This window comes from Burkholderia sp. 22313 (assembly GCF_052045245.1).
In the GTDB taxonomy this organism is placed as follows: Bacteria; Pseudomonadota; Gammaproteobacteria; order Burkholderiales; family Burkholderiaceae; genus Burkholderia.
The window spans coordinates 81,807-100,670 of the sequence record NZ_JBQEON010000021.1; the positions used below are offsets into that span (position 1 = coordinate 81,807).

Consider the following 18,864-nt stretch of genomic DNA (forward strand, 5'->3'; position numbering starts at 1 on the left):
TTACCGGTACATCAATCAATCGCGTTTCATGGCTAACGGCACCCAAGACGGCATTCAAATCCGCGGCAGCATCCCCGCGATCGTCACCCCGATGCTCGAAGACGGCAGTCTCGACCTGCCGGCGTTTCGCAAACTGATCGACTGGCACATCGCGGAAGGCACCGACGCACTCGTCGTGGTCGGCACGAGCGGCGAGTCGGCAACGCTCAACGTCGAAGAGCACATCCTGATGATCCGCACGGCGGTCGAGCACGCGGCGAAACGCATCCCGATCATCGCGGGTGCGGGCGGCAACTCGACCGCCGAGGCGATCGAGCTGACCAAGCACGCGAAGGCCGTTGGCGCCGACGCGACGCTGCAGGTCGTGCCGTACTACAACAAGCCCACGCAGGAAGGGATGTACCGGCACTTCAAGGCGATCGCCGAAGCGGTCGACCTGCCGGTGATCCTGTACAACGTGCCGGGCCGCACGGTGGCCGACATGGCGCACGAGACCACGCTGCGCCTCGCGCAGGTGCCGGGCATCATCGGCGTGAAGGAAGCGACCGGCAACATCGATCGCGCCGCGCACCTGATCAAGGCCGCGCCGAAGCACTTCGCGATCTACAGCGGCGACGATCCGACCGCGATCGCGCTGATGCTGCTCGGCGGCCACGGCAACATCTCGGTGACGGCGAACGTCGCGCCGCGTGCGATGAGCGACCTGTGCCGCGCGGCGCTGGCGGGCGACGTCGCAACGGCGCGCGAGCTGCACATGAAGCTGCTGTCGCTGCACAAGAACCTGTTCGTCGAGGCCAACCCGATTCCGGTGAAGTGGGCGCTGCAGGCGATGGGCAAGATGCAGGGCGGCATCCGCCTGCCCCTTACGCCGCTCGACGAGCGCTGCCACGATGTCGTGCGTTCGGCCCTCGTCGAGGCCGGCGTCCTCGCCTGATGCACAGGCGGCCGCGTCCTGCGGCCGCCGGCTCGACCCCTCATCAACCCGCACCGGCCGGCTCCGTCCGGCGCCGCTCCTGACGAGCGTTCTAGCAAGACGAAGGATTTCATGAAACGTTTCGCCTTTTCCTCTCGCGCCATCCAGGTTTCGGTGGTGGCGCTGGCGCTGGGCGCGCTCGCTGGCTGCGATACGCTGAACGATTACCTGGCGCCTGACCGGGTCAACTACAAGAACACGGGCTCGGCGCCGCCGCTCGCGGTGCCGAGCGACCTGAAGCCGGTGCCGACGACCCAGCAGTTCGTCGCGCCGCCGACCAACGCCGGTCTCGGCACGCTGCCGCCGCGGGCGACCACGGCAGCCGGCAACGCCACCGACGGCGTCCCGAGCGCGCAGGATCCGCTCGGCATGCATATCGAGCGCGACGGCGACCGCCGCTGGCTCGTCGTCGACGGGCGCACGCCCGAGCAGCTGTGGCCGATCCTGAAGGAGTTCTGGCAGGAGAATGGCTTCTCGCTGAAGACCGACGCACCGTCGACCGGCATCATGGCCACCGACTGGGCCGAGAATCGCGCGAACATTCCCGACGACTGGTTCCGCCGCACGATCGGCAAGGTCATCGATTTCGCGTACTCGTCCGGCACGCGCGATCGCTTCCGTACGCTCGTGAACCGCACGGCGAACGGCAACACCGACATCTCGATCACGCATAGCGCGATGGAGGAAATGATGGTCGGTCCGCAGGGCGGCACGTCGTCGCGCTGGGAAGAGCGTCCGCGCAATCCGGTGCTCGAGGCCGTGTTCCTGTCGAAGCTGATGCAGAAATTCGGCCTGAGCGACGCGCAGGCGAAGCAGCTGCTGACCGATGCGCGTCCCGCGACCGCACCGGCGCAGGTCGGCGACAAGAGCGGCGGCGCGACGCTGCAGCTGGCCGAGTCGTTCGACCGCGCATGGCTGCGCGTCGGCCTCGCACTCGATCGCACCAACTTCGCGGTCGACAATCGCGACCGCGAGAAGGGCCTGTACACCGTCCGCTATGCGAATACGATGGAAGAGCTCAAGCGCGACGGCCTGTTCGGCAAGCTGTTCTACGGCGGCCCGTCGGCGGCCAAGCCCGGCAAGGAATATCTGGTCAACGTGCGCGCGCAGGGCAATGGCGGCACGCAGGTCGCGGTGGTCGACGCGAACGGCCAGGTCGACAACTCGTCGGACGCGCAGCGGATCATTTCGCTGCTGCACGCCGAGTTGAACTGAACGCGTGCGCTTCGCCAGCCTCGGTAGCGGCAGCGAAGGCAACGCGCTGGTCGTCGAGGTCGCGAGCGGCACGACGACCACCCGCGTGCTGCTCGACTGCGGCTTTTCAGCGAAGGAGGTCGAGCGCCGGCTCGGCCGCCTGAATCTCGGCATCGACGATCTCGATGCGATCCTCATCACCCACGAACACAGCGACCACGTCGGCAGTGCGCTGACGCTCGCGCGTCGCGGGTCGCTGCCGCTCTACATGAGCTGGGGCACGGCGCGGGCGGTGGGCGCCGACGAGGCCGACGTCGATCTCCACGTGCTGTGGGGCGACGAGACGGCTTCGATCCGCGATCTGGCCGTGATGCCCTATACGGTGCCCCACGACGCGCGGGAACCGCTCCAGTTCGTCTTCATGGACGGTTGCCGCCGGCTCGGCGTGCTGACCGACGTCGGGATGGCCACGCCGCACATCACGACCGTCCTGAGCGGCTGCGATGCGCTCGTGCTCGAATCCAATCACGATACCGCGCTGCTCGCCGGGAGCCGCTATCCGCAGTCGCTGAAGGCGCGGATCGGCGGCAACCACGGCCACCTGAGCAACGATGCCGCCGCGGGCATTCTCGCGTCGCTCGAGCGCAGCCGCCTCCAGCACCTGGTCGCGGCACACCTGAGCCAGCAGAACAACCGGCCCGAACTGGCCCGCCAGGCGTTGGCCGGCGTGCTGGGGACGGACGGGGAGGAGGTCGTCGTGGCCACGCAGGACGCGGGCTTCGACTGGCTGACGCTGGGCTGAGCGGGCCGCAGGAGAGGGCGCAGGAGGGCTCAAGACGGCTTCCTGACGGCCTGGCTGCCGGGTACGATGCGCGGAAACCGACAGACGTAAAAAAACCGGCCCCAGGGGCCGGTTTTTTTTCAGCTGATGCTGAGGCTTACTGGCTTGCGCCCGAAGCCGGAGCAGCCGTCGCTGCCGAAGCAGCCGACGCCACAGCAGCAGCTGCGTCGCTCGCAGCAGCCGTAGCCGACGAAGCAGCAGCCGAAGCGTCGCTCGCAGCACCAGCAACTGCCGAAGCAGCCGTCGAAGCAGCAGCAGCCGCGTCGCTTGCAGCCGACGAAGCAGCTTGATCAGCGCTCTTGTTGCAAGCAGCCAGTGCAACAGCAGCCAACAGGGAAGCTACGAGGAGGGATTTCTTCATGATCACGTCCTTTTATGGTTAAAGGTAAGCAACAGCGCGAAACAATACCGGTAATGTGCTCCAACACCGACCTGGGCCGCTGGTGGAGACGCACTTCTAGAGCGTGAATCTTCCCTACGGCTTGGGCGGAAATTATATGCACTTTCCTATCGACCGTCGACAAATGCGGGGTCAATACGTTGTCTTTCCCATACAGAATTTGATCTGCACGGGCGTACGGGGCGGCCCACTAAATCCGGTTTCCGACCCGTAGCCAGCCCGCACAATACCATTCGTGCAGCAAGGCTGTCATTGAGGGAGCCCGGGATAGTGTTACAAACCGTTTCGCCTCCATGTGGCGCAGATTGGCCAGTTCGGGCAGCCATTCACCGGCTTGCTCGATCGGTTCTTCCTCGCCATTAATGAAGTACGAGCGCGCGTTATACATCAATGCGGCGCGTCTGTCGAGATACACGCCCTTGCGTGACGCTTGCGCGACGAACGCGGCTTCGGACAGCGGACGTGCCGGCGGCTCGAAAACGACGTTGGATTTCGGCTCGCTCAGGTAGCAGCCGAGGAATTCGGCGACGTCGCGTTTGCGCCAGCGGATCGCATCGATGATCTCGGCGACGCGTTCGACCATTGCCGGCGGCAACTGGGCCGGCGCGTCGACCGCAGGCTGCTTGGGGTCGCGGTACAGCGCGTCACCGCGCGCGTCGCGCAGGCCGCCGCGTTCCGCGAGGTAGTACAGGAATTGCGCGCCGAGCTCGCCGTCGGACGGTGCCCGAAAGCCGATCGAGCAGGTCATGCATTCGCCTTCTGCCACGCCGTCGTGCGCGATGTGCGGCGGCAGATACAGCATGTCGCCCGGCTCCAGCACCCATTCGTCGCTCGGCTCGAAATGCTCGAGGATCTTCAGCGGCACGTCCGGCTGCAGCGACAGGTCCTTCTGGGCACCGATGCGCCAGCGGCGCCGGCCTTCGACCTGCAGCAGGAACACGTCGTACGAGTCGAAGTGCGGGCCGACGCCGCCGCCGTCCGTCGCGTACGAAATCATCAGGTCGTCGAGGCGCGCGTCCGGGATGAAGCGGAAGCGGTCGAGCAGTGCGCGGGCCGCGTCGACGTGCAGGTCGAGCCCCTGCACGAGCAAGGACCAGGACTTGCGCGAGATGGCCGGCAGCGCGTCCGGTTCGAACGGGCCGTGTGCAAGTTGCCACTTGTTACGAAAATGGGTGATCAGGCGCGATTCGGCGTCATAGTCGGCTGCGAGCTCGAACAGCGCATCGCGCGTGACCGGCGGCTTCACGCCGGGGATCGCCTGGCGGATCAGCAGCGGCTTCTTCTGCCAGTAGCGGCGCATGAATTGCGCCGGCGTGAGACCGCCCAGCAGAGGCGTGGGAAGATCGGAAGGCGGCGCGCCGAGCGGGGCGGCAGCGGCATCCCGCGGTTCGGCTTGAGACCGGTTGCGCATCGTATAATGAGACTTGTATTTGGGAGAATTGGATGAAAATCGCAAAAAACACCGTCGTGTCGGTCGCTTACAAGCTGTCGGATGCGCAAGGCAATCTGATCGAGGAAAGCGACGAGCCGATGGTTTATCTGCACGGCGGCTATGATGGCACGTTCCCCAAGATCGAGGAACAGCTGGACGGCCAGGAGCCCGGTTACCAGGCGCAGGTTCAGCTCGAGCCGCAGGACGCGTTCGGCGACTATGATCCCGAACTCGTGAAGATCGAGCCGCGCGATCGTTTTCCCGAGCCGATCGAAGTGGGCATGCAGTTCGAAGGCACGCCGGAAGACGGCGACGAGGAAGTCGATTCGCTGATCTACACGGTCACCGACATCGCTGAAGACAAGGTCGTGCTCGACGGCAATCACCCGCTCGCGGGCATGGCGCTGCGTTTCGCGCTCACGGTCAAGGACGTTCGCGAAGCGACCGAGGACGAAATCGAGCATGAGCACGCGCACGGCGCGGAAGGGCTCGAAATCGTCGACGAGGACGAAGACGAGGACGGCGACGCGCCGTCAGGGCGTACCCTGCACTGAACTGGCAGGCAGGCCGGGCGCCGGCCCTGAAGCCGGGGGCGGTGCGGGCCACGCGCCGCTGCCCGGTGTCGTGCCGTCGCCCTGCAGCGGCGGCGCGACCGACGACGAGTCGGGCAGGGCCGGCAAGGCCGGAATTTCCGGCATCTGGGGCAGCGGGACATCGTCGCGCGGCACGACGGGCAGCGCGGGCGGGAGCGGGAGGTTCTTCGGGACGTCCTGCAGGCTCACGTTGAAGATCGTCTGCCGTGCCGGCGACACGTTGACCTTCACCCACTGATTCGCCGGATGACGCGGCCCGATCGCGACACGCGTCACATTTCCCACCAGCGCACCGTCGTCCGCATGCAGCGGGCGATCGATCAGGAAGCCGTTCGCGAGCGGCTCGCTGCTCGCGTGCATCACCAGGATCGGGCCGCGAAATGCCGCCGCCGCCTTCACCAGCGTTCGTTTCAGTTCACGGAAGCCGTCGCGCACGCGTGGCCGGTTGAAACGCAACCACGCAAACCGTTCGGCGCGTTCGTAGCGCTCGAATTGCGGATCACCTTCGAAAATCACCACCATCGCCCGCGCTTCGCGCCGCTTCGCATATTCGGCCGCATGGTCGATCCAGAAGCCGTTCGCGATCACCCGGTCCTCGAATTCGCCGTTGCGGCCGCCGGCCGTCAGGAAATGGTTGTTCGGCGCCGGTGCGTTCAGCACGACGTAGACGACGTCGTCATGCATCCAGCGCGCGTTTTCGCGATACGGCCGGAATCGTGCTACTTCGCTTTCACGTGTGATCGGCAGTGCGCCGGGGTCGGGCAGCGCCGCGTCGGCCAGCAGCGTCTGCCGCAGGAAGTCCAGGCGCTCGACCGGATCGTAGCTTCCGCCGGCCACGGTGTTGCACGTCACCCAGTCGTCGTGGCCGGGAACGAACACGAGCGGTACGCGCACCGCGTTCAGGATCGCGCCGCGCTGCGTGTACAGCGCGTCGCGGCACGCTTCCTTCATGCCCTTGATGTCACCCGCATAGACGACGAACGCCAGGTTGCGCTCGCGCGCGATCGATTCGAACAACCGCTGCGCGGCCGGCTCGTCGGCCGGCACGTTGATGACGCCGGACACGATCGCGAACGAGTAGGGCGCGGCGGCCCGCTTCGGCGGCGCGGCCAGCGCGCCCGCCTGGGCCAGCGCGAGCACCGCCGCGACCAGCGCGGCGACGACGCGGGCCGACACGCGCGACGGGATGCGTTCAGGCGTGCCCGTCGGCATCGTGCGAGCGGACGAGCGTGCGCAGTTCGTACAGCAGGTCGAGCGCGTCGCGCGGCTTGAGATCGTCGGGATCGATGTCGCGCAGCTTGTCGAGCGCCGGATGCGGGGCGCTCGACGGTGCCGGTGCATCCGCACATTCGAGTTCGTCGGCCGCGGCGGGCGGCGCGCTGAACAGGTCGAGCTGCGGCGTGTGCTGCGTGGCCGACTGCTGCTCGAGATACGCAAGATGCTTGCGCGCGGCGCGGATCACCGGTGCTGGCACGCCCGCGAGCTGCGCAACCTGCAGCCCGTAGCTCTGGTTCGCCGGGCCTTCGTTGACGGCGTGCAGGAACACGATGCCGTGGCCGTGCTCGACGGCCGACAGGTGGACGTTCGCCGCTTGCGGGAATTCGGCCGGCAGTTGCGTCAGCTCGAAGTAGTGCGTCGCGAACAATGTGTAGCAGCCGTTTTGCGCCAGCAGGTGACGTGCGATGGCCCAGGCGAGCGCGAGGCCGTCGAACGTCGACGTGCCGCGGCCGATTTCGTCCATCAGCACGAGACTTTGCGGCGTCGCGTCGTTGAGGATCGCGGCGGCTTCGGTCATCTCGACCATGAACGTCGAGCGGCCGCCGGCGAGGTCGTCTGCCGCGCCGATCCGCGTGAAGATGCGGTCGATCGGGCCGAAGCAGGCCGACTTCGCGGGCACGTAGCTGCCGACGTACGCCATCAGCGCGATCAGCGCCGTCTGCCGCATGAACGTCGACTTGCCGCCCATGTTCGGGCCGGTGATCAGCAGCAGCTTGCGCTCGGCGCCGAACCGGCAGTCGTTCGCGATGAACTGCTCGACCTGCGCTTCGACGACCGGATGGCGGCCCTGCTCGATCTCGATGCCGATTTCGTCGGTGAAGGCTGGCGCCACCCAGTCGAGCGTGCGGGCGCGTTCGGCGAACGCGGCAAGCACGTCGAGCTCGGCGAGCGCCGATGCGACACGCTGGCACTCGGGAATGAACGGCAGCAGCGCCTGCAGCACGCCGTCGTACAGCGCGCGCTCGCGGGCCAGCGCGCGTTCCTGTGCGGACAGCGCCTTGTCCTCGAAGGTCTTCAGTTCGGGCGTGATGTAGCGCTCGGCGTTCTTCAGCGTCTGGCGGCGGCGATAGTCGTCCGGCACCTTGTCGGTCTGGCCGCGCGTGACCTCGATGTAGAAGCCGTGCACCTTGTTGTATTCGACGCGCAGGTTCGCGATGCCCGTGCGGGTGCGCTCGCGTGCTTCGAGATCGATCAGGAACTGGCCGCAGTTCTCGGAGATGTCGCGCAGCTCGTCGAGCTCCGCGTCGTAGCCGCGCGCGATCACGCCGCCGTCGCGCACCATCGCGGCAGGTTCCGGGGCGATCGCGCCGGTCAGCAGGTCGAGGCATTCCGCGGGCGGGGCGAGCGCCGCGTCGACGCGCGTGAGCGCATCCGCGTTCGCGACGATCGCGCTGATGCGCTCGCGCAGGGCCGGCAGTGCGGCGAACGTGTCGCGCAGGCTCGACAGGTCGCGCGGCCGCGCGGACAGCAGGGCGAGACGCCCGGTGATCCGCTCGACGTCGGCGATCTGGCGCAGCGCGCTGCGCAGGGCGTCGAGGCTCGCGTGCGCGGGCGCCTCGAGCAGCGCGCCGATCGCTTGCTGGCGCGACTGCGCCGCGACCGATGCGCGCGGCGGATGATGCAGCCAATGGCGCAGCAGGCGGCTGCCCATCGTCGTGCAGCAGGTGTCGAGCAGCGAATACAGCGTCGGCGATTCGGTGCCGCGCAGCGTTTCGGTCAGTTCGAGGTTGCGGCGCGTCGCCGGATCGAGCCCGATGTATTCGGTTTCGTTTTCGACCTTCAGGCTGCGCACGTGTCGCAGTTGCTGGCCCTGGGTGGCTGCCGCATACAGCAGCAGCGCGCCCGCCGCGCCGCAGGCGCTCGTCAGCGAATGCGCGCCGAAGCCGTCGAGGCCCGCGACGTCGAGCTGGTCGCACAGGCGCTGCGTGCCCGACGCGATGTCGAAGTGCCAGGCCGGCACGCGCTTGATCGCACCGGCGCCCGCGGGCACGGCGTCGGTCGCGCCGTCCGCCGTCAGGATCTCGGCCGGCCGGATGCGTTCGAGCGCGGCGCCGAGCTGATCGGGTTCGATTTCGGCGAGCCGCAGCGCGCCGCTGGCAAGGTTCAGCCACGCGAGGCCGATGTTGACCGCGACGCCGCGCTTGTTGTGGCCCGTGCACATCGCGAGCAGGTAGACGTCGTTCTTGTCGGACAGCAGCGCGGCATCGGTCAGCGTGCCGGGCGTGACGACGCGCACGACCTTGCGCTCCACGGGCCCCTTCGACGTGGCCGGGTCGCCGATCTGCTCGCAGATCGCGACCGATTCGCCCATCTTCACGAGCTTCGCCAGATACTGTTCGACCGCGTGGTGCGGGACGCCGGCCATCTTGATCGGCGTGCCGGCCGATGCGCCGCGTTGAGTGAGGGTCAGGTCGAGCAGGCGTGCGGCTTTCTCCGCATCCTCGAAGAACAGCTCGTAGAAGTCACCCATCCGGTAGAAGACGAGCGCGTCGGGGTGATCGGCCTTGATGCGCAGGTACTGCTGCATCATCGGAGTGTGGCCAGCAAAGGCCTCGGGCGACAGCGTGGTCATAGATCCGGCGTAAAGTTGTTGCTTGAGTTGCCCGAGTTTACCAGTGGCTTCGGTGCACAAGCGCGAAGTTCGCCGTTTGGCCGGTAGCGGGAGGCCACGATCGGCAGCCGTCGCCCCGATATGGCGATTCGATCTTGCCGCGAGGCGGGCATGCAACGGCCGGTTCTACCCGGCGCACGAACCTCCGTGCGCCGGTCCGCGGCACATCAGGACGCGTGTGTCGATGCGATGTCGAGCGCCACCGCCTGCGCGACTTCGATACCGTCGATGGCTGCCGAATAGATGCCGCCCGCATACCCGGCACCTTCGCCGGCCGGATACAGCCCGTCGACGTTCACGCTCTGGTAATCGTCCTTGCGCCGGATCCGGATCGGTGACGACGTGCGCGTCTCCACGCCGGTGAGCACCGCATCGTGCATCGCGAAGCCGGCGATCTTCCGGTCGATCTGCGGCAGCGCTTCACGAATCGCTTCGATCACGTAGTCGGGCAGCGCGGTGCTGAGGTCCGTCGGGCGCACGCCCGGCTTGTACGACGGCACCACGGAGCCGAGCGACGTCGACGGCCGGCCGGCGATGAAGTCGCCGACCAACTGGCCTGGCGCGCTGTAGTCGCCGCCGCCGAGTTCGAACGCGCGCTCTTCCCATTTGCGCTGGAACGCGATGCCGGCGAGCGGCCCGCCCGGATAGTCTTCCGGCGTGATGCCGACGACGATGCCCGCGTTCGCGTTGCGCTCGGCGCGCGAATACTGGCTCATGCCGTTGGTGACCACGCGGCCCGGCTCGGACGTCGCCGCGACCACCGTGCCGCCCGGGCACATGCAGAAGCTGTAGACCGCGCGCCCGTTGCTGCAGTGGTGGACCACCTTGTAGTCGGCCGCGCCGAGTTGCTTGTGACCCGCGAACTTGCCGAAGCGGCTGCGATCGATCAGCCCCTGCGGATGTTCGATCCGGAAACCGAGCGAAAACGGCTTCGCTTCGACGTACACGCCGCGATCGTGCAGCATCTGGAACGTGTCGCGCGCGCTGTGGCCCACGGCCAGCACCACGTGGTCGCACCGGAGCGTTTCGCCGTTCGACAGCGTCAGCGAGCGCACCTTGCCCTGATCGATTTCGATGTCCTCGACGCGGGTTTCGAAGCGCACTTCGCCGCCCAGTTCATGGATGGTCGCGCGCATCTTTTCCACCATGCTGACGAGGCGGAACGTGCCGATGTGCGGCCGGCTCAGGTACAGGATGTCTTCCGGTGCGCCGGCCTTGACGAATTCGTCGAGCACCTTGCGGCCGTAGTGGTGCGGATCCTTGATCTGGCTGTACAGCTTGCCGTCGGAGAACGTCCCGGCGCCGCCTTCGCCGAACTGCACGTTGGACTCGGGGTTGAGGACGCTCTTGCGCCACAGGCCGAAGGTGTCCTTGGTGCGCTCGCGCACGGCCTTGCCGCGTTCGAGGATGATGGGGCGAAAGCCCATCTGCGCAAGGATCAGCCCGGCGAACAGGCCGCACGGCCCCATGCCGATCACGACCGGGCGCAGGAAGTTGCCGTGCTCGGGCGCCTGCGTGACGAAGTGGTACGCCATGTCGGGCGTCACGGCGCAGTGCGGCGTGCCGGCGAGTCGCGGCAGCACGGCCGCTTCGTCCTTGACCTCGACATCGACGATATACGTGAGCTTGATGTCGGAGCGCTTGCGCGCATCGTGCGCACGGCGGAATACCGTGTAGCGCAGGAGCCCGTCTGCCGCCACGCCAAGCTCCGCGAGGCGCGCGTGAATCGCGGCTTCGAGGGCGCTCTCGGGGTGGTCGAGCGGGAGTTTAAGTTCGCTTAGCCGTAACATGAGTGGTCGGATACGGTCGCCACGAAGTCGTGGCGGTGTTGAGACAGGCGGGGCCGGCAGGCCGGCGGCGTCGTTCGCTGCGTGAGCCCCCCCGAGGCCAGGCCAGCTGGCGCGGGGCAACACGGTACGCGCGGCTGCACGCCGGCCGGGCCGGACCACTCGGGCCATGTCAGGACGGGCGCCCGAAGCGTCCCCTGCGTGGAGAAGAGTACTGCGTCCCCCGGATAACCGGAAGACAACGCGCGCGCCATCGTGACGGTGCCGGCGAGTGGTTGAGGCTGACGCTGATGCGAAAGCCGCCGCGCCGCGCGGGCGCGGCCCGGGCTTACTCCGCGGCCGGATGCACGCGGCTGTAGCGGTTCAGGATCGGGATCATCTGCGCGTAGATCTTCGGGTTCGCCGCGACGATCTCATGACGATGCAGGAAATCGGCATCGCCCGTGTAGTTGCCGACGAGGCCGCCGGCTTCGGTGATCAGCAGGCTGCCGGCCGCCATGTCCCACACGTTGATGCCTTGCTCGAAGAACGCGTCGAGACGGCCGGCCGCGACGTTCGCGAGGTCGAGTGCGGCCGCGCCCGGGCGGCGCAGGCCCGTGCAGGCCTGGGTCATTTCGGTGAACAGGCGCGCATACGCGTCGAGGCCGTCCTTTTCGCGGAACGGGAAACCGGTGCCGACCAGCGCGTCTGCGAGGCGGTCGCGACGGCCGACGCGGATGCGGCGGTCGTTCAGGTACGCACCGCGGCCGCGGGTGGCCGTGAACAGGTCGTTCTTGTTCGGATCGTAGACGACGGCCTGCGTGACGACACCCTTGTGCTCGAGCGCGATCGATACGCAGTAGTACGGGAAGCCGTGGATGAAGTTGGTCGTGCCGTCGAGCGGATCGATGATCCACTTGAATTCGGATTCGTTCTCCGATTCGCCCGATTCTTCCGCGAGGATCGCGTGGTCGGGGTAGGCGGTCTTCAGCGTCTCGATGATCGCCTCTTCGGCGGCCTTGTCCACTTCGGTGACGAAGTCATTCTGCTGCTTCTTGCGGATCTCGATCAGGTCGAGATCGAGGGAGGCGCGGTTGATGATCTGTCCGGCGCGGCGCGCAGCCTTGACAGCAATGTTGAGCATGGGATGCATGAGCCTGATCCTGTAGCCGGCGGCACGGGCCGCCACGAAGTGGAACACACCGCCCGGAACGGCGCAAACGGGCCGGGCGAGATGAGACGCGAATTGACAAAGAGCGGGGTACGACCCGCGCCGCACGGGATGCGACGCGTAAGCGCATGATTTTACCCGATTTTCGAGAGTTTCAGGTGACCAGGATGCGGGGAAACCCCACTGTCCGTCCGGACGAGTGGGTTTGCCGGGGCGATGGCGATACCATACTGCCATTCCGATGAACCGAGTCGTATGTAGTGGAAACTCCGCAGAACCCCGCCGCGCCGTCCGAATCGGGCGCGGCCTCGTCCGCGCCGCCGTCCGGCGGCTTCACGTCCACCCGTTTCGTGCTCGTCGAGCCGAGCCATCCCGGCAACGTCGGGGCGGCCGCCCGCGCGCTGAAGACGATGGGCTTTTCGCGCCTCGTGCTGGTCGCGCCGCGTGTGCCGCACGTGCAGAGCGACCCCGAGGCGATCGCGATGGCGAGCGGCGCGGACGACGTCCTCGCGTCCGCGCACGTCGTGCCCACGCTCGGCGACGCGCTGTCCGGCGTCCACTGGTCGATCGCGCTGACCGCGCGCACGCGCGAATACGGGCCGCCGCGCCTCGCGCCGCGCACGGCCGCCGAGCTGGCGTGCATGCAGGTCGGTACCGGCGACATCGCGCTCGTGTTCGGCAACGAGCGCACGGGCCTCGCGAACGAGCACGTCGAGCAGTGCAGCGCGCTCGCGCATATCCCGGCGAATCCGGCCTACAGTTCGCTGAATCTCGCGCAGGCGATCCAGGTGCTCGCGTATGAACTGCGCGTTGCGCTCCTCGCGCAGGGCAGCGAGTCGTCGCGCCCGGTGCAAGCCGAGGTCGGCACGCTCGCGCAGAGCGACGAGATCGAGCGGATGTACGCGCATCTCGAGAACGCGCTGATCGCGCTCGATTTTCTCGACCCGCGCAATCCGAAAAAGCTGATGCCGCGGCTGCGGCGCCTGTTCGCGCGCACCGGCCTCGAGCGTGAGGAAGTCAACATCCTGCGCGGCATCGCAAAGCACATCCTGCTGAAGTCCGGCAAGCCCGAAGGCGACGCGTAGGCGGTCGACACGCCGGCTGCCGGGCGCTTACGCATGCGACAGCCGCGTTGCGGGCCGCGGCGGCTGCGTTGCACCGGCCACCGGATCGCTTGCGCCCGGTGTGCGCCAGCTCACCGCATGGTCCCGAAGGTCGCCACGACGGGCGTTCCGCGCGAATACCCGCGCCGCCGGCGGGGTGAACGCGCGATGCTGTGCGGCCACGTGCGAGTGGCCCTACAATCGCCGGACGTCATAAGCAAATCACCCGGTGCGATAACGGCCGGCCATCGCCGGCGGGGCGCGCCGGCCATTTCCCCGATCAGATCATGTTCACTAGACTGCGCGAAGACGTTGCGACGATTCGCGAGCGGGATCCCGCCGCTCGCAGTGCCTGGGAAGTGCTGACCTGTTATCCGGGGCTGCATGCGCTCGTGCTGCACCGTTTCGCGCATGCATGCTGGCGCGCGAAGCGCTACTGGCTCGCACGCTTCGCATCGCAGGCCGGGCGCTTCATGACGGGGATCGAAATTCACCCGGGCGCGACGATCGGCCGGCGTGTGTTCATCGATCACGGGATGGGGGTGGTGATCGGCGAGACCGCGATCATCGGCGACGACTGCACGATCTATCAGGGCGTGACGCTCGGCGGCACGTCGCTCACGCGCGGTGCGAAGCGCCATCCGACGCTCGAGGCCGGCGTGATCGTCGGTGCGGGTGCGAAGGTGCTCGGGGGTTTCACGGTCGGCGCGGGCGCGAAGATCGGTTCGAACGCGGTCGTCGTGAAGCCGGTGCCGGCGGGCGGCACCGCGGTCGGCAACCCGGCGCGCATCGTGATGCCGGCGCAGCCCAAACCGCAACCCGAGCGCGCCGCGTTCTGCGCATACGGGATCACCCCGAATGCGGACGACCCGATGTCGCTCGCGATTCACGGGCTGATCGATCACGCGGCGAAGGAAAGCCGGCGCGTCGACGAGATCGTCGCGGCGCTCGAGCAACTCGGTACGCATCTGGAAACGCTGCAGGGCGCGGACGCGGCGCGTCTCGACCTGCGCAGGCTGTCGGCGGTACTGGAGGGCAAGGCGGTCGAGCGCCAGCCGTAGTGCAGCGCCTGCCGGCGGCCGCCGGCAGCGACAGTTGCGTCGATCGCGTCAGTCGAGCGGCATTGCGTGGATGCCTTCCGCGTCGACGCGCAGGTAGCCGCCGCGCGGCATGCCGTGGTCGAGATCCCAGTCGGGCAGCACCCAGCGAACCCCGCCCGGTTCGACGTGGCGGGCAGGGCGGTGCGTGTGACCGTGAATGATCACGCTCGCGCGGCTTTTACGGAATAGCGCCGCCACGCCTTCGCGCGTGACGTCGTAGATCGCCGAAGCGGGGCGCATCCGGCCTGCTTCGCTGTTCGATCGCATCCGTTGCGCGAGCGCGCGGCGCCAGCGGAACGGCCACGCGAGAAACAGCGCCTGCGCGACGCGATTGCGCGCAAACCGCCGAAACACCTGATAGCCGCGATCGGCCGTGCACTGCGCGTCGCCGTGCGCGAGCACGATGCGCTGGCCGAACGACGTGATCAGCGCCGGGTCGGGTAGCAGCATCGCGCCGGCCGCCTTCATGAAGCGCCGGCCGAGCAGGAAATCGCGGTTGCCGTGCATCACGTAGAGCGCGATGCCGCGTTCCGAGAACGTATGCATCAGCGCGGCCATGCGCGCGGCAAACGGATCGTTGTCGAGCACGTCGTCGCCGATCCAGTATTCGAACAGATCGCCGAGGATGAACACCGAGTCGGCGCTGTCGGCCGTGTATTTCACGAAATGCTCGAACGCGGCGACCGTCTTCGGAATCGCCTCGCTCAGGTGCAGATCGGAGAGAAACAGGAACGGGCGTGCGGCTTGCGCGTATTCGCGCTCGCCCGGCACGCCCGCGGAGACGCTTCGCGGCGGACTCTCCTGCAACATCGAAGTGCCTCCGTAGACTGTGCGTCAGACCACCACGGCCTTTTCGATCACGACGTCGTCGGCCGGCACGTCCTGGTGGAAGCCCGCGTTGCCCGTCTTGACACCCTTGATCTTGTCGACCACGTCCTGGCCTTCGACGACCTTGCCGAACACCGCGTAGCCCCAGCCCTGCGGCGTCGGCGACGAGTGGTTCAGGAAGTCGTTGTCGTTCACGTTGATGAAGAACTGCGCGGTCGCCGAGTGCGGATCGTTCGTGCGCGCCATCGCGATCGTGTAGTTGTCGTTCTTCAGGCCGTTGTTCGCTTCGTTGTCGATCGGCGCGTCGGTCGGCTTCTGCTTCAGGCCCGGCTCGAAGCCGCCGCCTTGAATCATGAAGCCGTTGATCACGCGGTGGAACACCGTGCCGTCGTAGTGGCCCTTCTTCACGTAGTTGAGGAAGTTCTCGACCGTCTTCGGTGCCTTCGCGGCGTCCAGTTCGAGCTTGATCACGCCGTGGTTCGTGTGCAGTTCAACCATGATGAATTCCTTCGGTGAGGCGGTTTAAATGGCACGCGGCCGGTCGTAGGACGCGGCCGCGTGTGGCGCCGGACGTGCCGGCAGGTGCTTATTTCGAGACGATGCTGGCCGATTCGATCACGACCGGCTGGGCCGGCACGTCCTGCATCGGGCCGCGCGAGGTCGTCGCCACGCCTTCGATCTTCTTCACGACGTCGAGGCCCGACACGACCTTGCCGAACACCGCATAGCCGTTGCCGTCCGGGTTCGGGTAGTCGAGGCCGCTGTTGTCGACAGTATTGATGAAGAACTGCGCGGTGGCCGAGTTCGGATCGCTGGTGCGAGCCATCGCGATCGTGCCCGTCAGGTTCTTCAGACCATTGCGGCTCTCCAGCGGGATCGGCGCGCGGGTCGGCTTCTCCTCGAAGTTGGTCTTGTAGCCGCCGCCCTGGATCATGAAGCCCTTGATCACGCGATGGAAGATCGTGCCGTTGTACTGGCCGGCCTTCACGTAATCGAGGAAGTTGGCGACCGACTTCGGCGCCTTCTCCGGGTAGAGCTCGACGCGGATGTCGCCCTGCGAGGTCTTCAGCTGCACGACGGGGTGTGCGGTAGCCGATTGCGCGAAAGCAGGCGCGGTCGCGAGAAGGGCGGCGCCGCCAAGCGCCAGCAACAGACGTTTCATTGCGATCCTCAGGTTGGGAGGGAAGGAAGGTTGCGCCGCCTGCTTATTGCGACGGCGCGACGTACGGCGCCGCCAGCGCACCGGACGGACCGCTGAACTGGAACGTCGGCGACATCGGCAGCGTGGTGGTGCTCACGTTCGCGGCGGCACGATCGGTGTAGGTGCGCGTGGCCGGCGTGACGGCGCGCGCGCCGGCGGCCGGTTTCGGCGGCGACACGATCTTCTGCAGATCGGCGAGGCGCTGCGCGGTCGCGCCGCTCGTGCGGCCGAGCGATTGCGCGCGCTTGTACGATTCGGCCGCGAGGCGCAGGTACAGGTCACCGAGGTTCTCGTACGCGAGCGAGTAGCTCGGGTTCGATTGCGTCGCGGTGACGAGCGCGCTGCGCGCCTCGTCGTAGCGGCCGTGCTTCGCGTACAGCGCCGCGAGGTTGTTGTAGGGTTCGGGCAGTTCGGGGTAGGCCTGCGTGATCGCGACGAACTGCTGGATCGCGTCGTCGTCGCGGTTCAGGCGGGCGAGCACGGTGCCGCGCTTGAACTGCGCCTGCACGTCGTGCGGATTCGCCGCGATGCGCGCGTCGAGTTGCGCGAGCGCCTGTTTCCACTGCTTGCCGGCGATCGACGCGTCGATTCCGGGGGTGCCGTCGGCGGTGGGCGGGGCCTTTTGCGCATGCGCTGCAGGGGCCGCGAAAAGCGTCAGCGCGACGCCCATGACGGCGGTTGCAACGAGGGTCGCAGCGCTCGGCGCGCGGCCGCGATGAGGTTTCATAGGCGTAAATCGGAATGTTATACTCCGAGCCATTCTAACAAAACGTCTGCGCGTTCCGGCGAGCCGCAGACAGTCTTTCTTTGCCTCTCGTGGCCGTCACCGCTGTGCTTGCAGCCTGACCGCCCCATGTGATATCGAGGACGCCCGGCGTCGTGCCGCGGCAAGGGTCCGTCCGTTTCGCATGCAGGGCGAGCTTCGCCAGGGCGGTTTCCTTCGGCTCACGGTTCATCTCTATGGAATCACTGCGCATCTACAACACGCTCGCGCGTGACAAGCAAGTTTTCGTGCCGCGCCAGTCCGGCGAAGTGCGGATGTACGTATGCGGGATTACCGTCTACGACTATTGTCACGTGGGCCACGCGCGCATGCTGGTCGTGTTCGACCTCGTCCAGCGCTGGTTGCGTGCGATCGGCTACCGGGTCACGTACGTGCGCAACATCACCGACATCGACGACAAGATCATCCGTCGCGCAGTCGAGAACGGCGAGACGATCAAGTCGCTGACCGACCGGTTCATCGGCGCGATGCACGAGGATGAAGCCGCGCTCGGCATCCAGCGGCCCGACATCGAGCCGCGTGCGACGCATTTCATTCCGCAGATGCTCGGGATGATCGAGGCGCTCGAGACGAACGGCTACGCATACCAGGCGAGCGACGGCGACGTCAATTATTCGGTGCGCAAGTTCGCGAGCTACGGGAAGCTGTCGGGCAAGTCGCTCGACGATCTGCGCGCGGGCGAACGCGTCGCCGCGAACGACGCGAAGGACGATCCGCTCGATTTCGTGCTGTGGAAGCGCGCGAAGGCGGACGATCCGGACGGTGCGTCGTGGTCGTCGAAATACGGGATGGGCCGGCCGGGCTGGCACATCGAGTGCTCCGCGATGGGCTGCACGCTGCTCGGCGAGCATTTCGACATCCACGGTGGCGGGCAGGACCTGCAATTCCCGCACCACGAGAACGAGATCGCGCAGAGCGAAGGCGCGACCGGCCAGACGTTCGTCAATTACTGGATGCACAACGGCTTCGTGCAGGTCGACAACGAGAAGATGTCGAAATCGCTCGGCAACTTCTTCACGATCCGCGAAGTGCTCGAGCGGTACGACGCCGAGGTCATGCGCTTCTTCATCGTGCGCACGCACTACCGCTCGCCGCTCAACTACAGCGACGTGCATCTCGACGATGCACGCGCATCGCTCACGCGCCTGTACACGGCGCTGAAGGATGTCGAGCCCGACACGCTCGCGCTCGACTGGAACGAGCCGCATGCGCAGCGTTTCGCAGCCGCGATGAACGACGACATCAACACGCCGGTCGCAGTGGCGACGCTGTTCGAGCTGGCGGGCGAGGTCAATCGCACGCGCGATGCGTCGCTCGCGCGGCAACTGAAACAGCTGGCGGGCCTGCTCGGCCTGCTCGGCCGCGAACCGCGCGCGTTCCTGCAGCAGGGCACTGGTGCCGCGCAGGCGGGCGGGCTCGCAGCCGACGAAATCGAAGCGAAGATCGCCGCGCGCGTCGCGGCGAAGCAAGCGAAGGACTATGCCGAAGCGGACCGGATTCGGGCGGAACTGCTCGAAGCCGGAATCGCACTTGAAGACAAACCGGGCGGATCGACCGAATGGCGTCGCGTATGAGCGCGGCGCGTTCCA

The 18,864-nt window shown here is 67.1% G+C and carries 17 protein-coding genes; 7 read left to right on the forward strand and 10 right to left on the reverse strand.

From position 1 onward, the window contains the following. The first annotated feature begins 28 nt into the window (after positions 1 to 28). The 3 genes from dapA (at position 29) to ACTJKF_RS18610 (ending at position 2,969) form a co-directional block, all read left to right on the forward strand. On the forward strand, positions 29 to 934 hold the full coding sequence (gene dapA / locus ACTJKF_RS18600) for a 4-hydroxy-tetrahydrodipicolinate synthase (protein WP_440625000.1): 906 nt from the start codon (positions 29 to 31) through the stop codon (positions 932 to 934). 111 nt (positions 935 to 1,045) lie between these two features. Then, positions 1,046 to 2,188, forward strand: a complete 1,143-nt coding sequence (gene bamC, locus ACTJKF_RS18605) for an outer membrane protein assembly factor BamC (protein ID WP_440625002.1) — start codon at positions 1,046 to 1,048, stop codon at positions 2,186 to 2,188. A 4-nt stretch (positions 2,189 to 2,192) separates the two neighbouring features. Continuing rightward, positions 2,193 to 2,969 (forward strand): MBL fold metallo-hydrolase, encoded by a 777-nt coding sequence (locus ACTJKF_RS18610; RefSeq protein ID WP_440625004.1) that lies wholly within the window; start codon positions 2,193 to 2,195, stop codon positions 2,967 to 2,969. 329 nt (positions 2,970 to 3,298) lie between these two features. Here ACTJKF_RS18610 and ACTJKF_RS18615 read toward each other — a convergent pair whose 3' ends face one another. Then, complete coding sequence (locus tag ACTJKF_RS18615; protein ID WP_011657350.1) at positions 3,299 to 3,544, reverse strand: hypothetical protein; 246 nt, start codon at positions 3,542 to 3,544, stop codon at positions 3,299 to 3,301. 54 nt (positions 3,545 to 3,598) lie between these two features. Next, positions 3,599 to 4,819, reverse strand: coding sequence for a JmjC domain-containing protein (locus ACTJKF_RS18620; protein ID WP_440625006.1), 1,221 nt, complete (start codon positions 4,817 to 4,819; stop codon positions 3,599 to 3,601). Positions 4,820 to 4,851: 32 nt separating this feature from the next. Here ACTJKF_RS18620 and ACTJKF_RS18625 point away from each other — a divergent pair, with 32 nt between their 5' ends. Beyond that, positions 4,852 to 5,394, forward strand: coding sequence for an FKBP-type peptidyl-prolyl cis-trans isomerase (locus tag ACTJKF_RS18625; RefSeq protein ID WP_044847987.1), 543 nt, complete (start codon positions 4,852 to 4,854; stop codon positions 5,392 to 5,394). Here the strand turns inward: ACTJKF_RS18625 and ACTJKF_RS18630 are convergent. The 4 genes from ACTJKF_RS18630 to ACTJKF_RS18645 all read right to left on the reverse strand — a co-directional run bounded on the left by ACTJKF_RS18630 (position 5,374) and on the right by ACTJKF_RS18645 (position 12,241). Continuing rightward, positions 5,374 to 6,645: a hypothetical protein gene (locus ACTJKF_RS18630; protein ID WP_440625009.1), complete on the reverse strand. Its 1,272-nt coding sequence runs from the start codon at positions 6,643 to 6,645 to the stop codon at positions 5,374 to 5,376. The two genes, ACTJKF_RS18625 and ACTJKF_RS18630, sit on opposite strands and share 21 nt — an antisense overlap. Further along, positions 6,626 to 9,283 carry a DNA mismatch repair protein MutS gene (gene mutS / locus ACTJKF_RS18635; RefSeq protein WP_440625011.1) on the reverse strand — a complete coding sequence of 886 codons (2,658 nt, stop codon included), beginning with the start codon at positions 9,281 to 9,283 and terminating at the stop codon, positions 6,626 to 6,628. The genes ACTJKF_RS18630 and mutS overlap by 20 nt, the downstream gene beginning before the upstream one ends. Before the next feature lie 206 nt (positions 9,284 to 9,489). After that, positions 9,490 to 11,112 carry an NAD(P)/FAD-dependent oxidoreductase gene (locus ACTJKF_RS18640; protein WP_440625013.1) on the reverse strand — a complete coding sequence of 541 codons (1,623 nt, stop codon included), beginning with the start codon at positions 11,110 to 11,112 and terminating at the stop codon, positions 9,490 to 9,492. 325 nt (positions 11,113 to 11,437) lie between these two features. Continuing rightward, positions 11,438 to 12,241 carry an inositol monophosphatase family protein gene (locus ACTJKF_RS18645; protein ID WP_006751612.1) on the reverse strand — a complete coding sequence of 268 codons (804 nt, stop codon included), beginning with the start codon at positions 12,239 to 12,241 and terminating at the stop codon, positions 11,438 to 11,440. Between the two features lie 278 nt (positions 12,242 to 12,519). On the opposite strand from ACTJKF_RS18645, the gene ACTJKF_RS18650 reads away from it, so the two are divergent. Both ACTJKF_RS18650 and cysE read left to right on the forward strand, forming a co-directional pair. Beyond that, entirely contained in the window at positions 12,520 to 13,344 is an 825-nt protein-coding gene (locus ACTJKF_RS18650; RefSeq protein ID WP_440625016.1) for an RNA methyltransferase, read from the forward strand. A gap of 305 nt (positions 13,345 to 13,649) precedes the next feature. After that, entirely contained in the window at positions 13,650 to 14,423 is a 774-nt protein-coding gene (cysE, locus tag ACTJKF_RS18655; RefSeq protein ID WP_440625018.1) for a serine O-acetyltransferase, read from the forward strand. A 48-nt stretch (positions 14,424 to 14,471) separates the two neighbouring features. Here the strand turns inward: cysE and ACTJKF_RS18660 are convergent, their stop codons facing one another. The 4 genes from ACTJKF_RS18660 to ACTJKF_RS18675 all read right to left on the reverse strand — a co-directional run bounded on the left by ACTJKF_RS18660 (position 14,472) and on the right by ACTJKF_RS18675 (position 17,218). Continuing rightward, positions 14,472 to 15,272, reverse strand: a complete 801-nt coding sequence (locus ACTJKF_RS18660; RefSeq protein WP_440625020.1) for a UDP-2,3-diacylglucosamine diphosphatase — start codon at positions 15,270 to 15,272, stop codon at positions 14,472 to 14,474. A gap of 24 nt (positions 15,273 to 15,296) precedes the next feature. After that, positions 15,297 to 15,788, reverse strand: coding sequence for a peptidylprolyl isomerase (locus ACTJKF_RS18665; protein WP_006751616.1), 492 nt, complete (start codon positions 15,786 to 15,788; stop codon positions 15,297 to 15,299). Positions 15,789 to 15,876: 88 nt separating this feature from the next. Further along, positions 15,877 to 16,452 (reverse strand): peptidylprolyl isomerase, encoded by a 576-nt coding sequence (locus tag ACTJKF_RS18670; protein ID WP_034188904.1) that lies wholly within the window; start codon positions 16,450 to 16,452, stop codon positions 15,877 to 15,879. Between the two features lie 43 nt (positions 16,453 to 16,495). Beyond that, a complete protein-coding gene (locus ACTJKF_RS18675; RefSeq protein ID WP_440625023.1) occupies positions 16,496 to 17,218 on the reverse strand; it encodes a tetratricopeptide repeat protein in 723 nt (240 codons plus the stop codon). Positions 17,219 to 17,451: 233 nt separating this feature from the next. Between ACTJKF_RS18675 and cysS the strand changes: the two genes are divergently transcribed. Beyond that, positions 17,452 to 18,849 (forward strand): cysteine--tRNA ligase, encoded by a 1,398-nt coding sequence (cysS, locus tag ACTJKF_RS18680; protein WP_440625025.1) that lies wholly within the window; start codon positions 17,452 to 17,454, stop codon positions 18,847 to 18,849. Positions 18,850 to 18,864: the final 15 nt, after the last annotated feature.

Bases quoted from the DNA above. Each gene is read 5' to 3' on its own strand.
- ACTJKF_RS18640 (WP_440625013.1), bottom strand. From the start codon at position 11,112: ATGTTACGGCTAAGCGAACTTAAACTCCCGCTCGACCACCCCGAGAGC.
- ACTJKF_RS18660 (WP_440625020.1), bottom strand. From the start codon at position 15,272: ATGTTGCAGGAGAGTCCGCCGCGAAGCGTCTCCGCGGGCGTGCCGGGC.
- ACTJKF_RS18625 (WP_044847987.1), top strand. From the start codon at position 4,852: ATGAAAATCGCAAAAAACACCGTCGTGTCGGTCGCTTACAAGCTGTCG.
- dapA (WP_440625000.1), top strand. From the start codon at position 29: ATGGCTAACGGCACCCAAGACGGCATTCAAATCCGCGGCAGCATCCCC.
- ACTJKF_RS18645 (WP_006751612.1), bottom strand. From the start codon at position 12,241: ATGCATCCCATGCTCAACATTGCTGTCAAGGCTGCGCGCCGCGCCGGA.
- ACTJKF_RS18630 (WP_440625009.1), bottom strand. From the start codon at position 6,645: ATGCCGACGGGCACGCCTGAACGCATCCCGTCGCGCGTGTCGGCCCGC.
- bamC (WP_440625002.1), top strand. From the start codon at position 1,046: ATGAAACGTTTCGCCTTTTCCTCTCGCGCCATCCAGGTTTCGGTGGTG.
- ACTJKF_RS18670 (WP_034188904.1), bottom strand. From the start codon at position 16,452: ATGAAACGTCTGTTGCTGGCGCTTGGCGGCGCCGCCCTTCTCGCGACC.
- cysE (WP_440625018.1), top strand. From the start codon at position 13,650: ATGTTCACTAGACTGCGCGAAGACGTTGCGACGATTCGCGAGCGGGAT.
- ACTJKF_RS18665 (WP_006751616.1), bottom strand. From the start codon at position 15,788: ATGGTTGAACTGCACACGAACCACGGCGTGATCAAGCTCGAACTGGAC.
- mutS (WP_440625011.1), bottom strand. From the start codon at position 9,283: ATGACCACGCTGTCGCCCGAGGCCTTTGCTGGCCACACTCCGATGATG.
- cysS (WP_440625025.1), top strand. From the start codon at position 17,452: ATGGAATCACTGCGCATCTACAACACGCTCGCGCGTGACAAGCAAGTT.
- ACTJKF_RS18675 (WP_440625023.1), bottom strand. From the start codon at position 17,218: ATGAAACCTCATCGCGGCCGCGCGCCGAGCGCTGCGACCCTCGTTGCA.
- ACTJKF_RS18620 (WP_440625006.1), bottom strand. From the start codon at position 4,819: ATGCGCAACCGGTCTCAAGCCGAACCGCGGGATGCCGCTGCCGCCCCG.